The sequence below is a fragment of the Flavobacterium sp. N502536 genome (assembly GCF_025947345.1).
GTDB lineage: Bacteria > Bacteroidota > Bacteroidia > Flavobacteriales > Flavobacteriaceae > Flavobacterium.
The window spans coordinates 3,566,365-3,587,436 of record NZ_CP110011.1 but is presented as its reverse complement, the minus strand read 5'-3'; the positions used below and the strand labels follow the sequence as shown (position 1 = coordinate 3,587,436).

The following is a 21,072-nucleotide window of genomic DNA, read 5'->3' as shown; positions in this document are numbered from 1 at the left end:
AATCAATTAATTATCCAATTTCTCTAATTCCTTTTATAAAAATCCATTTCATGAAAAGCTTTTCTCCGTCTTTGGTTTTCACCGACTGAAATTTAGGCGAAATCAAAGTCGCCACAATAAAAGCGGTCATCGGAATCCAAAATCCGGTTAATCCGGTATAAGAAGCTACCAAAAATCTTCCTAAAATAAATAGAATTGCGAAACACCCTAATTGGTATAAAAAAGCTCTTACTTGTAGTTTTGTCATTTTTCTCTTTTTAAAGGTTCAAAGGTACAAAGGTTCAAAGCGACAAAGTGTATTTTCTTTGTACCTCTGAACCTTTGCCTCTTTGCAACTATTCGTTAACTTGAAATTTCGTTCTCTTACTTCCCTCGTACATTTCGTATTTTACCAAACGTGCTTCAAGGCTTCCGTTGAAAAGTTTAATTTTTCGGGATGGTTTTAGGCCTACAAATTTCAGGGCTTCCAGATTTGCTGTAATAAACCAGGCATTTGTTCCTGGATAGCTTTTCTTTAGAGTATCTCCTATGCTTTTATAGAATTCCTCCATATGAATATCTAAACGCTCGTCATAAGGTGGGTTGAAAACCATGTGTAGCTTTCCTTCCACAGCTTTTTCTGTATCAAAAAAGTTGTCTTCACTTATGGTAACATAATCCTCCAAATTGGCATTTCTGATATTGTCTTTGGCTTTGCTTACAGCACTTGGTGCTTTGTCAAAACCTTTTATGGTATAATGAAATTCTTTTGTTTTTTTCATCAGACTGTTTACAATCTGATCGAAAAGATCATTATCCCAGTCTTTCCATTTTTCGAATGCAAATTCTTTACGGTTAATATTCGCCGGAATATTACAAGCGATCATAGCAGCTTCGGCCAAAAAGGTCCCCGAACCACACATTGGGTCTAAAAAGTGACTTTGCCCTTCCCATCCTGACAATAATAATACTCCTGCCGCCAAAACTTCGTTGATTGGCGCAATATTCGTCGCAGTTCTGTAACCACGTTGATGCAGTGAATTTCCGGAAGTATCCAGTGCTACCGAAACCTGATCTTTATCGATATGCACATTGATTCTTAAATCAGGAAAAGCTTTATCGATACTCGGACGCTGTCCGGTTCTTTCTCTAAACTGATCTACAATAGCATCTTTACATTTTTGAGAAACAAATTCAGAGTGGTTAAAATAAGTTGAATGTACTGTTGCATCGATCACAAAAGTCTGATTGGCATTTAACAGTTTTGACCAGTTTACACCTGAGATTCCTTTGTACAAAGCCTGTTCGTTATTGGCTCTGAACGAATAAATAGGTTTTAAAACTTTAAGCGCTGTACGAAGCGATAAATTGGCTTTGTACATAAAACCCTTATCTCCTTTAAAACTTACCATTCGTACTCCTTTTTCGACATCCTGAGCACCAAGAGCACGCAATTCATTCTCTAATATTTCTTCAAAACCAAAAAAACATTTGGCTATCATTCTAAAATTTTCTTCCATCTTTATTTTTGAATTATTTCAAATGCACTGTTGTTCATCTCTGCATCTGCATCTCTGTACACCTGCTGCATCTCTGCAATGATTCGTGAGGTATCGTTGCGAAATAGTTATTTTTCGGCAAAAATACACTAAATTTGCGGGACTTTGAATTAATTGAAATAGAATAAATGTCTGAAGCAGCAAACTCATCCTCACCAAATCAGGAACGTAATACCGAAAATTGGTTTACTTCATGGTTTGACACTCCATATTATCATATCCTTTATAAAGACCGAAATTATCGCGAAGCTCAGATTTTCATGGACAATCTGACCCATTATCTGAATCTTCCTGAAAAAGCAAAAGTACTGGATTTAGCCTGCGGAAAAGGCCGTCACTCCATCTACTTAAATCAGTTAGGATTTAACGTTTTAGGAGCCGATTTATCTGAAAACAGTATCGCCGAAGCCACTAAAAACAGCAACGATACCCTGCATTTTAAGGTACACGATATGCGTGAGCCTTTTGACGAAAAATTTGATGCTATTTTTAACTTGTTCACCAGTTTTGGATATTTCGAAAGTGACGACGACAATCTGACAACGCTTAAAGCCATTAAAGAAAGTTTATCTGAATATGGTTTTGCGGTAATCGATTTCATGAATGTTACTCAGGTTATCGAAACATTGGTACCCGAAGAAGTAAAAAATGTGGACGGAATTGATTTTAAAATCAAACGATATGTTGAAGACGGACATATTTTTAAAGAAATCGATTTTGAGGATCAGGGAAGAAAGTACCATTTCACCGAAAAAGTAAAAGCCTTAACTTTAAAAGATTTTGAGGATCTAATGGCCGAAGCCGGTATCTTCCTGTTGGATATTTTTGGAGATTACAGACTAAAAAAATTCCACAAAACCGAAAGCGAACGATTAATCATGATTTTTAAATAAAATTGGGCAATCGTTTAATTGTTTAACCGTTTGATCGCTGAACAAAAAAAACAATTAACCGATTAAACAAATCAACGATTAAACAATAAAAAATGAATTATCTATTACCCTTATTTTCTGTACTTTTAGGTTATCTGGTGGCTTTGTTTTTAAAACCAAAAAGCAAAACCAATCTAAAACTATTGCTTGCTTTTAGCGGTTCATTTTTATTGTCACTAACCGTAATGCATTTGCTTCCGGAAGTTTACGAAACACACAATGCCAATATTGGGATTTTCATTATGGTTGGAATTTTATTCCAGATCATACTTGAATTTTTCTCTAAAGGAGCCGAACACGGTCACGTACACGGACATGCTAAAATGTCACAGATCCCTTGGCTGCTGTTTGCCAGTTTGTGTATTCATGCTTTTCTGGAAGGTTTTCCGGTAAGTCACCATCACGGTTTGGCACTTGGAATTGCTATTCATCATTTGCCAATCGCCGTAATTTTGACTACTTTTTTTATCAATGCTGACCTAAATAAAAAAGCCATTTTTGCTTTTATGCTTACGTTTGCAGTGATGACACCGCTAGGTACGGTTGCTTCTGAATATTTGCCTATTTTAAACAAATATTACACAGAGATTACTGCTATCGTAATTGGAATTTTATTTCACATCTCCTCAACCATTATTTTCGAAAGCAGCGAAGGACATAAATTCAATGTTGCCAAAGTCTCTATGATTGTTCTTGGAGTTCTTTTGGCCTTTATACTGTAATCTCAAAAAGAAATGAAAATCATTGTCATGGCTTAAAATTGCTGCGAAATGTGTCGTTCCGCCGGAACTTGTTTTGAACACATCTTATTTTCAACGGATTAAAATCCGTTGCTACAAATTTATCGTTCCTTCGGAACTTGATTGTTTGATTGTTTTTGTTGTTAACAGAACATAATCCATTCATATAAGCTAAATAGAACCATAAAAACATAATAGGTTCTGCACAATTCGATTTCCATAAAATAAAGCGTTAACGTTCCAAAAGAGCCATAGGCTCGAATAATATTGAAATGATTCAGGTTAATTTAATCTCAAAAAGAAGCAAAAATCATTGTCATGGATTAAAATTGTTGCGAAATGTGTCGTTCCGCTGGAACTTATTTTGAACACATCTTATTTTCAACGGATTAAAATCCGTTGCTACAAAAATTGTCGTTCCTTCGGAACTTAATTGTTTTTGTTGTTAACAGAACATAATCCATACACATAAGCTAAACAGAACCATAAAAAATAGGTTCTACACATAATCGATTTTCATAAAACAAAGCGTTAACGTTGCAAAAGAGCCATAGGTTCGAATGATATTGTAACGACGGATTAAAATCCGTCGTAGAAAAAGACATCATAATAAAAAGAACCATCGGTTCGACCCATATTGTAGCGATGGATTTTAATCCGTCGTAAAAAACAAACATCATAATAAAAAGAGCCGTAGGTTCGACACCAACGTCATTAAGTTAAAATATTTTAGATTGCAGATTAACGATTGTAGATTTCTAATTTGGTGTTACTTTATTATCTATTTTTCCAGATTTCATAAATCCGAAATCTACAATCGTTAATCAAAAATCAGCAATCACTTTACAGCTTATTTTTAATTCCCGGTTCTGTTTTTCTCTTCCTGATTTCCGAAGTCACGTTGTTTTACGTTTATCTTTTTATTCCCGAAATTATAAATAACAGACAAACGCAAAAATCTGTTGGAGAAATTCTGACTGTACACCTGCTTTACACCATTTACAACCGAAACCAGATCTTTTAAATAAGAGGTATTAAAAATATCATTGGCCAAAAAGGCGATTTGCATCGATTTCCCCAACAGTTCCTGCTTAAAACCAATATCAAAACTCGACATATAGCCTGTTTTGTACAAACCGCTTTTAGAAGGTGTATTGTAGTTAAAATCAATCTGTAGCTTGGAAGATTTTCCTAATGAGAACGTGTTATTGGTTGAAAAATTAACTTCTAAACTGTTCGATGGAGTGGCATGAATATCTTTTATAAACTTTGTTTTTGATCCTAAGAAATACAGGGTGTTTTCACTCTGCCACCACGCTGCAAAACTGGCAGAATAGCTCTCTCCTACTCCATATTTAAGATCTCTGAAGTAATTTTCTCTCGTTACAATCTGTGTACTGGTTTCCGGAATTGAAGTAAAAATTACCCCATAACCATCATTAATAACATTTAAGAATACACTGGTTCTCAGAACTCCTTTGTACGAATGGGTAAATTCGAAATTATCACTGAAAGAAGGTCTTAAAAACGGATTCCCCTCTGAATAACTGTTACTGTTAATGTAGTTGCGAAATGGATTCATCAGATCAAACTGAGGTCTGCTGATTCTTTTTCCATAATTCAAGCTGAAATTGTTGTTTTCATTTTTCTTGTACGAAACATAGACCGTTGGAAACAATCTCAGATAATTATTCTTGGTCTCCTCGTTTAAAGTCTCCGAAAAACCATTTGTTTTGGTATTTTCAAGTCGTAAACCCAGTTGAAAATTCCAATTTTCGTTGATTTTTTTATCTCCGTTAATGTAAACCGCCTGATTGTTCTCGGTATATGTAAATCGGTTGGACTGGTTAGGATCCAGTACCGGTACTCCCGTAATTGTATCGTAATAAAGTATATAACTTTTGCTGTTTGTAAAACTCATTTTTGCTCCATACGACAAGTTAAAGGCTTCAAGCGGATGCTCCATATCTGCCTTAAAACTCCAGTTATCAATATCCTGATTCGAAATATTTCTGGCAGACTGATTGATACCAACGAAGGTGTTGTCTGGTCTGTAATTATTGGCAATAGAACTTCTGTCAAATTTTGAATCGTAATTAAAGTAATCCACATCAAAAGACAGCTTTCTGTTCAACGAATCCAGTTTTGCAATCACATGCCCGTGATAGGTCTGATTACCGGACTGCTTATCTACAAAACTATTATTCAGAATAAAATTATCCAGTTCATTTTTAGTATTGTAATTATTGATTCTGATATCCGAATTAAAGTCCGGGTTACTTCTATCGTTTAAAAACTGAAAACCAACTGTAATACGATCTGAAAAATCATAATCCAGGGCTAGTTTTCCGGATAAATTCTGATCCTTGAATTTTGTGTTAATAATCATTTCAGATAGTCCATCAGGAAAATACATGTCCAGAAATTCATCAGCATATTTATGTCCTGTTTTTCCATTAATGCTGGCCGAGAATCGAAACTTGTTTTTGTTGTAAAAGAAATTGTCTCTCAAGGTCAGAGCCCCGTACTTATTTTGATCGTAAGAGGTAGTGATTGTATTTTTCCAGGAATTTCGGGCACCTTTTTTCAGTATAATATTAATGAGTCCACCTGTTCCCTCGGCTTCGTATTTTGCCGGAGGATTACTGATAATCTCAATGTTTTTGATATCTGCTGCCGATATCGATTTTAAGTAATTGTTTAGTTCCTCACCGGTTAATTCAACGATACGTCCATCGATCATCACGCGGGAAGCGCCTTTTCCTAAAATATTAATCACGTCTTTTTGTACCACAACACCCGGCGCTGTATTGATGGCGCTCAAAGCATCACCGCCAACCGTTGTTACATTGTTTTCAAGATTATAAACCAGACGGTCCGTTTTTTGCTCGATCGTGCTTTTTTGGGCTTTGATCACAACTTCGCCTAATTGGGTGGTGTTCTCCTTCAAAACTATGGTCTTTAAATCGATATCTTTTTCAATCGTAATCTGTTTTTCGTAGTCCACAAATCCCAACAGACTTATTCCTATTTTATAAGAACCCTCTTTTAAACTCATCTCAAAAGAGCCGTCTTGTTTACTTGTTGTTCCTTCTATAATTTTTCCTTCTGAATTAAATACCGAAACATCTGCCCATTCTAATGCAGTTGTTTCGCTGGCTATTTTTCCTTTTAATTTTGCAGTTGTTTGTGCTAAACCAAACACTGGCAATGCTAAAATAATAAGGAGGCAAACTTTTTTCATAATTTCTGGTTTTAAACTTGTTCGATTAATTTGAAGCAAAGTTGCCCTGGAAATTTTGAGAATTCGACCGACAAAAAAAAGTCGAACTCATTTTCTCAGAAGAAATGAGTTCGACTTTTTACAGCACAAAGTAGTACTTTATGCAAAGCCTTTATTATGAGGCGTTCCGAAAAGCTGTAGGCGTTAAATTAGTATATTTTTTAAAAGAGGTATTGAACGAAGATTTTGAATTAAAACCTACTTCATACAAAATTTCCAGTACCGTAAGCTGGCTTTTGGACTGATCTTTCAAGATATTCATTGCCTTCTGAATGCGATATTCATTCACAAAATCAAAAAAGTGCTGGTCGATATGATGGTTAATCAAAACCGATAAATCACGAACCGGAATATTAATTTGGTTGGAAAGTTCCTGAATGGTAAGCGACGGATCAAGAAAAGGTTCTTTTTCGGTCATATAAAGCTTCAAGGTCGAAATTTGATCTGCAATTGCCTCGCTTTGATGTTCTTTTACCTCGGTAGTACTTTCATTCTCTTTTGGACGAATATCTTTGGCCAATTGCAATTTGGAATCTATCCCGCGAAAAAGTTCCGGATGATTCAGGGCTTTTAATACAAACCAACAGGTTATTACTAAAACCATACCCTGTAACATAACATTGGTCCAAATCCATAACGAATCGAAGTCAACATATCTTAAAAAATTCTTGGCGATACATAAGTAGTACAAAACAAAGAATATAATCGCTATTTGAAGCAGCCATTTAAAAACAGAACTTCTGGGATTCGCATAATTTTCCTGATATATTGCTTTGTATTTTTTTAAAACCAAAAACACTCCTATACTATAAAATACAATTTGCAGCGCCAGAACCAAAAACAAAGAAGACATTTCAGGCGACTGATCACGGTGGTTGTAAAACGCTATTTTAGCCTCATCTGTTAAAAAGTAAAGTCGGAACAGGTAAAAAATATTGATGAGTACAAATGGAATTGCATGCAATAAATGCTTTGCTTTTAATCGAAAATCGGCAAAACAAACCGATAACACATACAGATAGAACGGAGGCAATACTAAAGAACAAACCGACCATCTGAAAAATTCTAAATTAAAATGAGCTTTAATAAACTCATCATCGATAAAAATCCCGCTATTGTCTATGGCAAAAAATATTAAATAGAACGCAAATAACCGGTTTGCCAGTTTATTTTTCGTTTTTACATTGAGTAAAAAGAAGGCGAGTAATAATGAAACAAAAACTGATATTTTTGCGATACTCGTTAAAAAGCTAATTATATCCATTCCGATTTTTTAATTATTTAACAAATATAATATTTTAGTTGTTGCAACAGAAGTCCAATAAAGCAATCCTTTTATCAAAAATTACAGCCACTACGATTCTAAATCTTTGTGAGTTTACGTTCTAAATTTCGGGATTGCAATAAAAAAGATTAATTTTGACCCAGTTCAATTAACATGAAAAAATGACCTTTACAAAAACCACAGAACAGGCCTCAAAATACGAACATTTAGAAGAAATGTCAGTTCATGAACTTTTGGTTAACATCAATCAGGAAGACAAAACTGTTCCGGATGCAGTCGAAAAAGCGATTCCGCAAATTGAAACTTTAATAACGCAGGTGGTTTCCAAATTAAAATTGGGCGGCCGCTTATTTTATATCGGAGCAGGAACATCAGGGCGTTTAGGCGTAGTGGATGCTTCAGAATGTCCCCCAACCTTTGGCGTTCCTTTTGATTTGGTAAACGGAATTATTGCCGGTGGTGACACTGCCATTCGTCGTGCTGTTGAAAATGCCGAAGATAACGCCACACAAGCCTGGATTGACTTGCAGGCCAATAATATTGATAAAAATGATGTTGTGATTGGTATTGCTGCTTCTGGAACGACACCTTATGTGATAGGTGGTTTAGAAAGCTGTAATCAAAACAATATCCTTACAGGCTGTATCACCAACAATGCGGGAAGTCCTTTGGCGCTTACGGCTCAATTTCCAATTGAAGTGGTTGTAGGCCCGGAATTTATCACAGGTAGTTCCCGAATGAAAGCCGGAACAGCTCAAAAATTAGTACTCAACATGATTTCGACTGCCGCAATGATTCAGCTTGGAAAAGTAAAAGGCAACAAAATGGTCGATATGCAATTGAGCAATGTAAAACTGGTAGATCGTGGTGTAAAAATGATTATGGGGAAATTCCTGTATCCTACGAAGAAGCCAGTGAATTATTAAAAAAATACGGCAGTGTTAGAAATGCTGTTGATAATTATAATCTTTAAAGTCAGAGGTTTTTTGTAAGATGTGAAATGTGAGATGTGAAATGTGAGATGATTATCTGATTGCAAATTTCGCAAGGTTTCGAACCCGAAACTTGAAACTTCAAACTTGAAACTTCAAACTTGAAACTTCAAACTTGAAACTTCAAACTTGAAACCTGAAACCTGAAACTTGAAACTTGAAACTTTCAAAAACCTGAAACAAAAAAAATGGCAACAAATAAAGAATTACTGGGAAAAGGAATTAAATATTTATCGGGTTCATTGCCTTTATTGTTTATTGGGCCATCATTAATTTACAATGCTTTTATGAACCAGCATACCAACTGGCACTATCTGGTTCTGGGGATTGGGATTGTAGCTTGTTTAAGCGCTATGTTTTTGATCTTTTACGGATTGAAAATCATTATGAAAGGTTTGTTTAATGACTAATTTGTATCTTTACTCAAATTCTTTATTATGGATATTCAAGCAGAACTAAAGTGGATTCATCAGGAAATTGATAAAGTAAAAGACCCTTCGTTTGTCGAAAAGCTAAAACATCTTTTACAGTCTGTAAACAACACTACAGTTGATTCAGACAGAGCATATAATTTAGATATCGAAGACGCCCTGGAAAACATCAAAAAAGGCAACTTTTATACAGAAGATCAGGCTAAAGAGATTGCGAAAAAATGGGGAAGAAAATAATTTGGTCTAGCAATGCTTTAAATCAGTTAGAGGACATTCATTTTTACATTTTCTTCGAAAGCAAATCAATTGCAATTGCTGATAAAGTAGTCAATACTATTTTTGACAGTACCGAAATTCTTAAAACACAACCTGAAATTTATAAACCCGACATACAAAAAACCAATAATGATGGTAGTTTTAGAGTTTATACTGTTTACAATTACTCCGTCTCCTATCAAATAACAGAGGAAATCATTTATATCCTTAGGGTACGTCACAATGCACGAAAATCCAAAAAACACTCATGGAAAGTCTAATTCACATTCAGAAAACCTTCGAAAAAGTCGCTTATATTGATAAGAAAATAAACAATCGGGAGTTTGAAGATTGTGTTTTTAAGAATTGTGACTTCTCGAACAGCAATTTTGCTTACAATACCTTTTTAGACTGTGAGTTTATTGATTGTAATTTATCAATGACAAGTCTCTTTAGTACCAGTCTGAAAAATGTTACCTTCAAAAATTGCAAACTTCTGGGAATCGCTTTTAACGAATGTGATGATTTTTTATTTCAGGTTTATTTTGAAGACAGCACTTTAGATTATGCTGCTTTTTCGAACAAAAAGATGCCTAAAACTAAATTCATCAATTCCTCTTTACGGGAAGTGACTTTTATTGGATGCAATCTGACCAGTTCTTTATTTGACAATTGTAATCTTGAAGGGGCTATTTTTAACGATACACAACTGGCAAGTACCGATTTCAGGACCGCTTACAATTATAAAATTGACCCGGAGTTTAATCCAATGCGAAAAGCTCAATTTTCAACTCAGGGAATTACCGGGTTATTAGACAAATATGATATTAAAATTGTATAGTTTGCTGTCGCGAATTCCCGAATAATTTTTACGATAAAGAATTAATGTCATTCGGAAATTTGTGCCAAAGAATAAAATTCTATTTCCGCTAAACCAAATGTATCATTATGAAAGCAACTGATTCCTATTTAGAAAGCGTTAAAAAACAGTTTTTGTACTATAAAATGCTGGGCGAAAAAGCGATCGCACAATTAGAACCTGAGCAGCTTTTTGTTACCCTAAATGAAGATACCAACAGCATTGCCACCATTGTCAAACATGTCTCGGGTAACATGCTTTCGCGCTGGACAGATTTTCTGACTTCTGACGGCGAAAAAGAATGGCGCAATCGTGATTCGGAGTTTGAAAATGATCTGCAATCAAAAGAAGAAGTTATGACGAGCTGGAACAAAGGCTGGGATTGCTTTTTTAATGCCTTAAACAGTTTAGAACCCGAACAGCTTTCCGACATCATCTACATCCGTAACGAAGGTCACACCGTAATTGAGGCTATCAATCGGCAACTGGCACATTATCCTTATCATATCGGGCAGATTGTTTTTTATGCCAAACAGCTAAAAAAAGGTGACTGGGACAGTTTATCCATTCCTAAAAATAAATCCGGAAATTACAATGCCGAAAAGTTTGCCAAAGAAAAAGAAATCAAGAACTTTACAGATGATGAACTGAAGAGGCCTTAGAATTTTGATTAACAATCTCAATGTCCGGCTGAGCGAAGTCAAAGCCAAGCTGAGCAAAGCCGATGTCAGGCTGAGCGAAGTCGAAGCCCCCCTCTCTACTATTACCCATAAAATAATTAAAACTTAAAATGAAAAAAATTATATTCCTATTACCCTTAATCACTTTATTCTCCTGTTATAATGCAGAACACAACTGCAAAGATTTTAAAAACGGAAAATTCAAATTTGAGTTTGAAGTAAATGGCGTTAAAAAAACAACGGTTTTTGAGCGCAAAGACAATATCGAAATCGAAACTTTTGAAGGAAAAACAGATACTTCAACCGTACGCTGGGTAAGTGATTGCGAATACATTTTGCAGAAAAAACATCCCAAAAACATGGCTGAAGAAAAAGCCATCAGCATGAAAATCCTAACCACTTCTAAAGATTCTTATACTTTTGAATTTGGAATGGTAGGCTCTGATCAAAAACAACGCGGTACGGTGGTAAGAGTGGAGTAAATAATCTATTAAATGTTCTAAAACACTTTTAGCATGGAAGTATTTTTAAATCCTGATGCATGGATCGCCTTACTGACACTGACTTTTCTGGAAATTGTACTGGGAATCGATAATATTATTTTTATATCGATTGTTACCGGAAAGTTGCCGGAGGAAGACCGAAAGCGAGCTACCCGAATTGGTCTGTTTTTAGCAATGTTTATACGTATCGCCCTGCTGATGGGAATTTCGTACCTCATTGCTATGAAAGCGACCCTTTTTAGCATTCATTGGGGCTGGTTTGAAGGAGATTTTACCGGGCAGGCTGTCATTTTATTCCTGGGTGGTTTGTTTCTGATTTATAAGAGTACCAAAGAAATCAGTGAAAAGGTAGATCATCAGGCCGAAGAAGAAAAAGCACTTAAAGCTGTTGCTAAAAAATCATTCTCAAACGTTATTCTGCAGATTTTGTTGATCGACCTGATCTTTTCGGTCGACTCGATTTTAACGGCTGTTGGTATGACAAATGGTGTTCATGGCGCTTTAACGATCATGATTACCGCTGTGATTATTTCAGTTCTGGTCATGATGCTGTTCGCGGTTCCGGTGGGTAATTTTGTCAACAAAAACCCGTCCATACAAATACTAGGACTTTCATTTTTAATCCTGATTGGTTTTATGCTAATTACAGAAAGCATGCATTTATCGAATGCAGCACTCGCCGGCGAGCATATTGGGGCTGTCCCTAAAGGATATTTGTACTTTGCCATTTCGTTTTCGCTAGCGGTTGAATTTATCAATATGCGAATCCGAAAGAAACATTCATAAAACTAGCAAGAGTTTCCATTTGGGAGCTTTTCATCAACAAATCCAGCACGAACCTGGAGCTATAAAAAAAACGCTAAGACATTCTTAGCGTTTTTTGTTTTTTATTATTCTAAAACCAGACCAATCTGGCCGTCGTCATCTAATTCTGTTTCGACAGATTCATCTTCAGAATCTACTGGTTTCCTTTCGGGAACTTCTTCAACCGGTTCTTCATAAGGCAGCGGATCTAGCAAATTAACCTGTTTCAGCTTATCAGCCGTCAGTTGATTCCCTAGAGCTTTAAAGCCTTTTACCGCAATAAAATCTTCAACATCAATATGTAAATCTTCTTTCTGAACTCCTTTTACCTTGGTAAATACCAACTGGGCTAACGGACGGTAATCTGTAGATACAATTTCTAATTGCGAATTTGGATGGTCTGTAATAAAACTTTCTTCTTTTCCTTCATTTTCAACAAGGAAACGTTTCAGGAAATAACGTTCTTTTTCTCCATCATAATAAATGGCCGAAATAGGTTTCTTAGGTTTCCATTTTTCCAGAACAATCATATCTTCATCAAAATGAGTCGATAATTCAGGTATAATAACCTTTAGTTTACCGCTCTGACTGATAATTAAGATTTTATCGCTTGGTTTAAATTCACCCAGCAATTCTCCTCTGGCATCAACATTCAAACGTTTCACCGTATCATCAAACCAAACTTTTCTTGGCAATAAAGTCGAAATTCCTTTCTCTTTTAATTCAATTTTCTTGATCGGGTATTTCGTCACCAGATTTCCTTTTGAAGCACGTCCTTTGATCGCCAATTTAGCAAAATCAATATCAAATTTCAATTTCTTGATCGTTCCAATCTGACGCAATAAGATGGTAACAACTTCAGCCTCTCCATTCGGATTATGCGAAAAATAAACAACTTGCGATCCATTGGTTCCATTGGTCAAATCATAAGGTTTGTCGCGCGTTACACCGGTAACATTAAAACGTTTGATATAAGAAGGACCTGATTTTCCATCACGGTACATCATATTGTAAATGGTACGTTTATCGTTTTTATCAAAAACGGCAGCATGTATAATGTCTTTTCCGATGAATGTTTTGCTGTCTACTTTTGTAATCATCATTTTACCATCACGCAAAAACACAATAACATCATCAATATCCGAACAATCTGCTACATATTCATCTTTCTTTAAACTCGTTCCAACAAAACCTTCTTCGCGATTTACGTACAATTTGGTATTTCTTAAAACCACTTTTGTAGCTTCAACATTATCAAAAACACGAAGCTCAGTCTGACGCTCGCGGCCTTTTCCGTATTTTTCTTTTAACTTAGTAAAATACGCAATCGCAAAATCAGTTAAGTTCTCGAGATTGTACTCTACCTCCTTCATTTCGTCTTCTAACTTCGCGATAAAATCATCGGCTTTATCAGAGTCAAAACGGGTAATACGAATCATCGGAATCTGAGTCAGTCGTTGTAAATCTTCATCATTGATTTCTCTGACGAATGATTTTTTAAACGGCTCAAAACGATCGTATAAATATTTATAAAGTGATTCTCTGTCAGAATACAGTTTGAAATCAATATACATTTCTTCACGAATGAAGATTTTTTCTAAAGTCGAGAAGTGCCATTTGTTTTTTAATTCTTCTAATTGAATTTCCAACTCCTGACGAAGCAAATCAACGGTTCTGTGCGTCGATATTTTCAACATTTCAGAAACCCCGATAAACAAGGGTTTATTGTCTTCAATCACACAGCCTAAAGGCGCTACCGAAGTCTCACAGGCTGTAAAAGCAAACAAGGCATCGATGGTTTTATCCGGAGAAACACCCGGAAAAAGATGGATTAAAATCTCAACATCGGCCGCAGTATTGTCCTCAATTTTCTTGATTTTGATTTTACCTTTTTCGTTGGCTTTTAAAATACTGTCAATTAAACTCGAAGTATTGGTCGAAAACGGAATTTGTGTGATCACCAGTGTATTTTTATCTAACTGAGCAATTTTAGCACGCACACGCACACGTCCGCCACGAAGTCCGTCATTGTAATTTGACACATCGGCAATACCTTGTGTCATGAAATCAGGATATAAGGTAAAAGCTCTTCCTTTTAAGATTTTGATCGAAGCATCAATTAATTCATTGAAGTTGTGAGGTAAAACTTTAGTCGAAAGTCCAACCGCAATCCCCTCTGCTCCTTGTGCCAAAAGCAACGGAAACTTTACCGGAAGATTGTTCGGTTCTGCACGACGACCATCATACGAAACACCCCAATCGGTAATTTTTGGTGAATACAAAACCTCCAAAGCAAATTTTGACAAACGTGCTTCAATGTAACGGGAAGCTGCTGCTCCGTCACCTGTTAAAATATTTCCCCAGTTTCCCTGGCAATCAATCAATAGATCTTTTTGCCCAATTTGTACCATCGCATCACCAATACTCGCATCTCCGTGAGGGTGATACTGCATGGTGTGACCAACAACATTGGCAACTTTATTATAACGACCGTCATCCAGCTCTTTTAAAGAGTGCATAATACGACGCTGAACCGGTTTAAAACCATCTTCAATCGCCGGAACGGCACGTTCTAAAATTACATACGAGGCATAATCCAGGAACCAGTCCTTGTACATTCCGGTTACTTTCGTAATCGTGTCCTGACCTTCCTCTTCCTGATTTTCGTAAAAATGCTGCCCTTCAAAATGTTTGGCATCTACGTCGATAATTTCATCGTCATCGCCTTCCTGAATGTTATCCAGGTTCTCTTCTGAATTATTCTCGTCGTCTCCCGGAATGATGTTATCGTCTTCTTCGTCTTTCATCTAATTATATCCTTATTATAATTCTATTTGTTTTCGAGCAGTTCTTTTAAAACCTCAACACTTGGTAGTACTGTTTTGTATTTACTGGCAAATATTTGCTCGTTGTTTTCTGGCAAAGTATATTTTACTACCGATTCACTTTTGTTCTGACAAAGTACAATTCCAATTGTTTTATTTTCGTCTTCCAATCGCATCTCCCGATCGTAATAGTTCACATACATCTGCATCTGACCTAAATCCTGGTGTTTTAGCTCTCCAATTTTTAAATCAATCAGTACAAAACACTTTAATATTCTATTGTAAAAAACCAAATCGATTCGAAAATGTTTATCGTCAAAAGTAATTCTGTTTTGTCTGGCAACAAAAGTAAAACCATGCCCCAACTCCAATAAGAAGTGCTCTAATTTATTGATAATCTCCTCTTCCAATTGCGATTCGGAATACTGATTTAATTCGGGCAACCCCAGAAACTCCAGTATATAAGGATCTTTAATAATATCTTTCGGTTTTTCAATAATCTGACCTTGTTCTGAAAGTTTTAAAATTCCTTCTTTATCACGGCTTAAAGCTAATCTTGTGTAAAGTGCCGTATCATATTGGCGTTTTAATTCACGAACACTCCAATTATGCTTTTCAGATTCTATTTCATAAAAACGTCTTTCTTTTTCATCATCAATTCGCATTAAGAAAATATAGTGAGTCCAAGTCAATTTAAAAAGCGAAACCAGTGTCTGCGTTTTTTCAAGTTCGAATTCCTCAGTCAGCGACTGGGTTTTCTTTGTTTTCAATTCCCCAGTCAGTGACTGGGGAATTTTAATTTGAGAATTCGTCACCATTGATGACGAAATTGAATAAGTCAAATAAAACTTCCTCATATTCTCCAAATTGACTAAAGAAAAACCTTTTCCAAACTCTTCTGTCAATTGCTGAGAAAGCCCTTTTAAAAGTTGCTTTCCATACTCCGCTCTGTCTTTTCCGTTCTGTTCTTCTTCAACAATGATTCTCCCAATTTCAAAATAAGTAATTGTCATAGTTGAATTTACGGCACGTAAAACCTGTTGTCGTGCATTTTGCAATAACTCGGCAACTTGCTGAAAAATAACTTTATTTTGAAGACCCTCTGACAATAGTATCTTTTATTTAACTCTTAAACTTCCTCTTCAATGGCATCCAGCTCTACTTTCAGGTTTTTGATAATAAACTCTTGTCTGTCAGGTGTATTTTTACCCATGTAGAAAGACAATAATTGCTCGATCGAAGTGTGTTTGTCCATCATAATTGGGTCAAGACGAATGGTTTCTCCAATAAAATTCTTAAACTCATCCGGTGAAATCTCTCCCAAACCTTTAAATCGGGTGATTTCAGGTTTTGGTTTTAGCTTTTCAATCGCATCTCTTCGCTCTTCTTCAGAATAACAATAGATGGTTTCTTTTTTATTACGAACCCTGAAAAGTGGCGTTTGCAAAATGTATAAATGTCCTTCTTTGATTAATTCCGGGAAAAACTGCAGGAAAAAAGTAATCAGCAGTAATCGAATGTGCATACCGTCGACATCGGCATCGGTAGCGATTACGATGTTGTTGTAACGCAATTTTTCCAATCCGTCTTCGATATCCAAGGCTGCCTGCAATAAATTGAATTCTTCATTTTCATACACAATTTTCTTGCTCATTCCGTAGGAATTCAAAGGCTTACCACGTAAACTGAAAACGGCCTGTGTATTTACATCACGTGATTTAGTAATCGATCCGGAAGCCGAATCTCCCTCGGTAATAAAAAGGGTACTTTCAAGGTTTCTTGGATTCTTTGTATCCGGAAGATGCGCACGACAATCTCTTAATTTTTTATTGTGAAGATTTGCCTTTTTAGCACGATCTGTTGCCAGTTTACGAATTCCTGATAATTCTTTACGCTCTCTTTCTGCCTGTAGAATTTTACGCAATAAAGCTTCGGCAGTTGGTGGATTTTTATGTAAATAGTTATCTAATTTATTTTTGATAAAATCGTTTACAAAAGTACGAACTGATACCGGTGGTGTTCCGTCATCAGAACCCATATCAGTAGAACCTAATTTGGTTTTGGTCTGAGACTCAAAAACCGGCTCCATTACTTTAATACTAATCGCACTCACAATCGATTTACGAACATCAGAAGCTTCAAAGTTTTTATTGTAAAACTCACGAATGGTTTTTACAATAGCTTCTCTGTAAGCAGCTAAGTGTGTTCCTCCTTGCGTGGTGTTCTGACCGTTGACAAAAGAGTGATATTCTTCGCTGTATTGTGTTTTACTGTGTGTTAAAGCAATTTCGATATCGTGATCTTTCAGGTGAATGATCGGATATTCTAAATCATCTTCATTAATCGTTTCTTCCAATAAGTCTCTAAGACCATTTTCGGAATAATATTTTTCTCCGTTGAAAATAATCGTCAAACCATTGTTTAGATAACAATAGTTTTTGACCATTTTAATTACATATTCTAAACGGAATTTATAGTTTTTAAAGATCGTTTCATCCGGCGTAAAGGTCACTTTTGTTCCTTTTCGCTTTGTTGTCTCGATTATATCTTCTTCCAGAACCAAATTTCCCGCAGAAAATTCCGCTCCTTTTTGTTTATCATCACGAACTGATTCTACACGAAAAAAATTGGATAATGCATTTACTGCTTTTGTTCCGACACCGTTCAGACCAACCGATTTCTGGAAAGCCTTCGAATCGTACTTTCCTCCCGTGTTCATTTTCGAAACTACATCAACTACTTTTCCTAACGGAATTCCACGCCCGTAATCACGAACCGAAACCGTTTTGTCTCTGATAGTCACTTCGATAGTTTTTCCTGAGCCCATTACGAACTCATCAATACAGTTGTCTAAAACCTCTTTTAAAAGAATATAAATACCATCATCCGGCGAAGATCCGTCTCCCAATTTCCCGATATACATTCCGGGACGCATACGGATATGTTCTTTCCAATCGAGTGATCGGATGTTATCTTCGGTATATTGATTTTGCTCTAGCATAAGGTGAATTGGATTTTTGGCTAATGTACCATTTATAGTCAAAAAATGAAAGCGTATTTTTCTTTTTGTTACGATTCATAACAGCTTTAAACCCTATTTACATTGATTTTAAAATAATAACGTTTCTAAAAATATAAAAAAACAGAATTTGAACAAAAAAATACTATTTGATTCCCAGTACCTCTTTCGCCAAAGCAATCATTTCGGGCGTTCCCGTATTTTTGTTTTTTTCATCAGAAAGTTTTACAACGCCTTGCCAATGGGTATCGTTCAGCTTAACTTCTGTCAGTTTTATAACCATATTCATCGATCGTAAACCAACATCATTGGTAAAATTGGTTCCGATACCAAATGACATTTTGATTTTGTCTTTACAAAAATCGGTGATGTTTTTTACCTTCTCATAATTCAGCGAATCAGAGAACACAATGACTTTCGATTTCGGATCAATTCCCATTTTGACATAATGCGAAATTACTGTTTCTGCAAACTCAATCGGGTCTCCGCTATCGTGACGTACTCCGTCAAAAAGCTTAGAATACTTTTTATCAAATTGTTCAAAAAACACCGCTGTGGTATAAGTATCTGTCAGGGCAATTCCAAGATCACCGCCATACACCTGTGTCCAGTGTTCCAGCCCCATTGAATTGGCCATTTTAAAGCCATATTGTGCAGCATGAAACATAAACCACTCATGAGCGTGCGTACCCAAAGGCCGTATGTTGTTTGTCATTGCAAAATGAACATTACTTGTGCCTATAAAACTCTCAGCACCAAATTCCCTCAATGTTTCATTCACCACAGCCTGTACATCATAAGAGTGACGGCGGCGTGTTCCGAACTCCAGAATCGAAACTCCGATTTTATTGTAATTGTCTATTTTGCTTTTGGTCAGACTTCTTAAAGTTGCATCGTCTGATCGAAGTAAATTACCGGTTTTATAATACAATTCCGAAATTAGAGCCATCAAGGGCACTTCCCATAAAATTGTCCGGTACCAGTATCCCTCAACCGTAACTTTTAACTCAGAACCTGTTTGCGTAATTTGAACTTCAGACGGATCAAAAATATAGCCCTGCAAAAAATCAAAATAAGTGGGATCTAAGTAAGAGCAATGACTGGATAAGTATTGCTTTTCTTCTTTTGTCAACCGCAAATCTGCCATCGCATCTACCGATTTTCGAAGTAAATCTCCAAAACCAGGTGGAAAATCATGTTTTCCCCTGTTTATAAAACCATAACGGACCTGAGACTTCGGAAAAAGTTTGATTACAGCATGCTGCATTGTGAATTTATAGAAATCATTATCTAAAATTGATTTCGGAAAAGTTGTTTCCATGATCTGGCTGCTAAGTTAATTTCAAAAACCTTATACGCTAAGATACGGCAATTCGGTAAAAGAAGAAAGTACTTTGCACAAAGATCGCCCATTTGGCTTACTTCGGAAGGATTTTAAATGCCATTATACCGTTCCGATCGAGAAAAAAAGTAATAAATGAGCCTATTTTTTTATCATAGGTTACTTCAAACTCCAAAGCCCCTCTTATTTCTTTAGAAGCTTCAACTTTGACAGGTTTCCCATTTTTCAGATAGTACAATGTATCCGACTTTGAGATGTTTTTTACTCTAAAAGTGATCTTGTCTCCATCGTTTGCACGAATAATTCCCGAATTGGGTTTCAAAATTTCATGATCTCCTTCAATTGTAGCATCAAAAATCAAAGGTCCGTTCAGGAAATCCTCTTTGTTTAATTTTGTATTGAGATAGGTACCGGAATCCGGAAAATGTTTCGCAAAAAAGTACTTCGGATCGGTGTCGAAATAAGCGGATGTAAAGTGACTCACCGCCATCTTCTTGTTACCATCGTAATAGCCCTGTCCCCATGTTACATCAACCAATATCCATTTCCCCTCTATCTGAACGATATTCCAGGAATGATTGGACAATGAATTTTCACGTCCGATATCACTCAGCAATCGCTTAGAATCTCCTCTGATCACTTCACATTTCAAACCAGTTAAGGTAGCCAACTGCTGATACAGCAATGTAAAACCCTCACAAACTGCTTTTTGAGAAGCAAAAGCTTTCTGCCATGTTTTATCTTTTATAAGCGTTATCTGTGCTTGTTTTTCGGCTTCATTTCTGTAACTAAACCGAACTGGTTTTGGCGGATTCAGATACGATTTGTAATCGTATTTTAGATTTAAAGCAATCCAACTGTAAATCGCTCTCGCTTTATCGCGATCTGAAGTAAAATCTTTTTGAATTCTGTCTGCCAGATTTTCTACAGAACTAAAATGTGCAGGATACTTGAGTACCATATTATCAATGGCATCCTGTTTTTGGGCATGTCCCGAATGCAGGAAGATAAAATTCAGAAGTAAAATGCTAAAGGCAATCTTTTTTAGGATCATAAATTAAAAACTAGACTTAATAATGTCTTTTAGTTCCTTATTTAACTCTGCATTTGAGATTTTATTTTCTTCCAAATCAAAATTTGCATTAAATGTAGGCAATGAAAAAGTAGCCTTAATTTGTGCGCCGAATCTCGGCAAAGCATTATTGGCAATTTCCAAAACTGAAGCCCCTCCTCTTGGTCCAGGTGAAGTCGCCAATAACAACATTGGTTTCTGCTGAAAGATTTCTTTCATTATTCTGGAACTCCAATCAAATAAGTTTTTAAAAGCAGCAGAATAATTTCCGTTGTTTTCTGCCAAAGAAACCACTAAAAGATCTGCATTTTCAATCTTTTGCAAAAATGCTTTTGCCAGCTCATGCTGACCAATTTCTTTTTCTAAATCAACACTAAATAAAGGCATGGCAAAATCATTGAGATCCAAAACCTCAACTGTTGCATTATCAAATAAGCTGGCAGCATAAGTCGCCAGATGTTTGTTTATTGAATGCTGACTGTTACTTCCTCCAAAGGCTATAATTTTCATAG

19 protein-coding genes and 1 pseudogene are annotated in these 21,072 nt (G+C 36.0%); 10 read left to right on the top strand and 10 right to left on the bottom strand.

Going from position 1 to position 21,072, the window contains the following annotated elements:
- Window positions 1-10: 10 nt before the first annotated feature.
- Both OLM61_RS15135 and OLM61_RS15130 read right to left on the bottom strand, forming a co-directional pair.
- Entirely contained in the window at window positions 11-247 is a 237-nt protein-coding gene (locus OLM61_RS15135) for a hypothetical protein (protein WP_017498385.1), read from the bottom strand.
- 88 nt (window positions 248-335) lie between these two features.
- Window positions 336-1,499 (bottom strand): THUMP domain-containing class I SAM-dependent RNA methyltransferase, encoded by a 1,164-nt coding sequence (locus OLM61_RS15130; protein ID WP_264523464.1) that lies wholly within the window; start codon window positions 1,497-1,499, stop codon window positions 336-338.
- A gap of 167 nt (window positions 1,500-1,666) precedes the next feature.
- On the opposite strand from OLM61_RS15130, the gene OLM61_RS15125 reads away from it, so the two are divergent.
- Together OLM61_RS15125 and OLM61_RS15120 are read left to right on the top strand one after the other, a co-directional pair.
- Window positions 1,667-2,431: a class I SAM-dependent methyltransferase gene (locus tag OLM61_RS15125; protein WP_264523463.1), complete on the top strand. Its 765-nt coding sequence runs from the start codon at window positions 1,667-1,669 to the stop codon at window positions 2,429-2,431.
- 92 nt (window positions 2,432-2,523) lie between these two features.
- Complete coding sequence (locus tag OLM61_RS15120) at window positions 2,524-3,192, top strand: ZIP family metal transporter (protein ID WP_264523462.1); 669 nt, start codon at window positions 2,524-2,526, stop codon at window positions 3,190-3,192.
- 874 nt (window positions 3,193-4,066) lie between these two features.
- Here the strand turns inward: OLM61_RS15120 and OLM61_RS15115 are convergent.
- Together OLM61_RS15115 and OLM61_RS15110 are read right to left on the bottom strand one after the other, a co-directional pair.
- On the bottom strand, window positions 4,067-6,454 hold the full coding sequence (locus OLM61_RS15115; RefSeq protein WP_264523461.1) for a TonB-dependent receptor domain-containing protein: 2,388 nt from the start codon (window positions 6,452-6,454) through the stop codon (window positions 4,067-4,069).
- A gap of 154 nt (window positions 6,455-6,608) precedes the next feature.
- Window positions 6,609-7,757 (bottom strand): helix-turn-helix domain-containing protein, encoded by a 1,149-nt coding sequence (locus OLM61_RS15110; RefSeq protein WP_264523460.1) that lies wholly within the window; start codon window positions 7,755-7,757, stop codon window positions 6,609-6,611.
- A 182-nt stretch (window positions 7,758-7,939) separates the two neighbouring features.
- On the opposite strand from OLM61_RS15110, the pseudogene murQ reads away from it, so the two are divergent.
- From murQ to OLM61_RS15070, 8 genes and pseudogenes are all read left to right on the top strand, one after another.
- Window positions 7,940-8,751 (top strand): annotated as a pseudogene (gene murQ / locus OLM61_RS15105) (N-acetylmuramic acid 6-phosphate etherase).
- Between the two features lie 207 nt (window positions 8,752-8,958).
- Complete coding sequence (locus tag OLM61_RS15100; RefSeq protein WP_017498392.1) at window positions 8,959-9,180, top strand: DUF6095 family protein; 222 nt, start codon at window positions 8,959-8,961, stop codon at window positions 9,178-9,180.
- A 27-nt stretch (window positions 9,181-9,207) separates the two neighbouring features.
- A complete protein-coding gene (locus tag OLM61_RS15095; RefSeq protein ID WP_264523459.1) occupies window positions 9,208-9,438 on the top strand; it encodes a hypothetical protein in 231 nt (76 codons plus the stop codon).
- Entirely contained in the window at window positions 9,423-9,737 is a 315-nt protein-coding gene (locus OLM61_RS15090) for a type II toxin-antitoxin system RelE/ParE family toxin (protein WP_264523458.1), read from the top strand. The genes OLM61_RS15095 and OLM61_RS15090 overlap by 16 nt, the downstream gene beginning before the upstream one ends.
- Window positions 9,725-10,297, top strand: a complete 573-nt coding sequence (locus OLM61_RS15085; protein WP_264523457.1) for a pentapeptide repeat-containing protein — start codon at window positions 9,725-9,727, stop codon at window positions 10,295-10,297. The genes OLM61_RS15090 and OLM61_RS15085 overlap by 13 nt, the downstream gene beginning before the upstream one ends.
- A gap of 107 nt (window positions 10,298-10,404) precedes the next feature.
- Window positions 10,405-10,977 carry a DUF1572 domain-containing protein gene (locus tag OLM61_RS15080; RefSeq protein WP_264523456.1) on the top strand — a complete coding sequence of 191 codons (573 nt, stop codon included), beginning with the start codon at window positions 10,405-10,407 and terminating at the stop codon, window positions 10,975-10,977.
- Between the two features lie 128 nt (window positions 10,978-11,105).
- Window positions 11,106-11,477, top strand: coding sequence for a DNA topoisomerase IV (locus OLM61_RS15075; protein WP_173966758.1), 372 nt, complete (start codon window positions 11,106-11,108; stop codon window positions 11,475-11,477).
- Window positions 11,478-11,510: 33 nt separating this feature from the next.
- The gene (locus tag OLM61_RS15070; RefSeq protein ID WP_264523455.1) at window positions 11,511-12,284 is read left to right on the top strand and encodes a TerC family protein; all 774 of its coding nucleotides are present in this window, start codon (window positions 11,511-11,513) and stop codon (window positions 12,282-12,284) included.
- A gap of 104 nt (window positions 12,285-12,388) precedes the next feature.
- On the opposite strand, the gene OLM61_RS15065 is transcribed toward OLM61_RS15070, so the two are convergent.
- From OLM61_RS15065 to OLM61_RS15040, 6 genes are all read right to left on the bottom strand, one after another.
- Complete coding sequence (locus tag OLM61_RS15065) at window positions 12,389-15,109, bottom strand: DNA gyrase/topoisomerase IV subunit A (protein WP_264523454.1); 2,721 nt, start codon at window positions 15,107-15,109, stop codon at window positions 12,389-12,391.
- A gap of 23 nt (window positions 15,110-15,132) precedes the next feature.
- Window positions 15,133-16,236, bottom strand: coding sequence for a PDDEXK nuclease domain-containing protein (locus tag OLM61_RS15060; RefSeq protein ID WP_413614360.1), 1,104 nt, complete (start codon window positions 16,234-16,236; stop codon window positions 15,133-15,135).
- A gap of 20 nt (window positions 16,237-16,256) precedes the next feature.
- Window positions 16,257-18,128 (bottom strand): DNA topoisomerase IV subunit B, encoded by a 1,872-nt coding sequence (locus OLM61_RS15055; RefSeq protein WP_264523453.1) that lies wholly within the window; start codon window positions 18,126-18,128, stop codon window positions 16,257-16,259.
- A 163-nt stretch (window positions 18,129-18,291) separates the two neighbouring features.
- The gene (pncB, locus tag OLM61_RS15050) at window positions 18,292-19,467 is read right to left on the bottom strand and encodes a nicotinate phosphoribosyltransferase (RefSeq protein ID WP_264523452.1); all 1,176 of its coding nucleotides are present in this window, start codon (window positions 19,465-19,467) and stop codon (window positions 18,292-18,294) included.
- A gap of 97 nt (window positions 19,468-19,564) precedes the next feature.
- A complete protein-coding gene (locus tag OLM61_RS15045) occupies window positions 19,565-20,542 on the bottom strand; it encodes a transglutaminase domain-containing protein (RefSeq protein ID WP_264523451.1) in 978 nt (325 codons plus the stop codon).
- A 3-nt stretch (window positions 20,543-20,545) separates the two neighbouring features.
- Complete coding sequence (locus OLM61_RS15040; protein WP_264523450.1) at window positions 20,546-21,070, bottom strand: NADPH-dependent FMN reductase; 525 nt, start codon at window positions 21,068-21,070, stop codon at window positions 20,546-20,548.
- Window positions 21,071-21,072 lie beyond the last annotated feature (2 nt).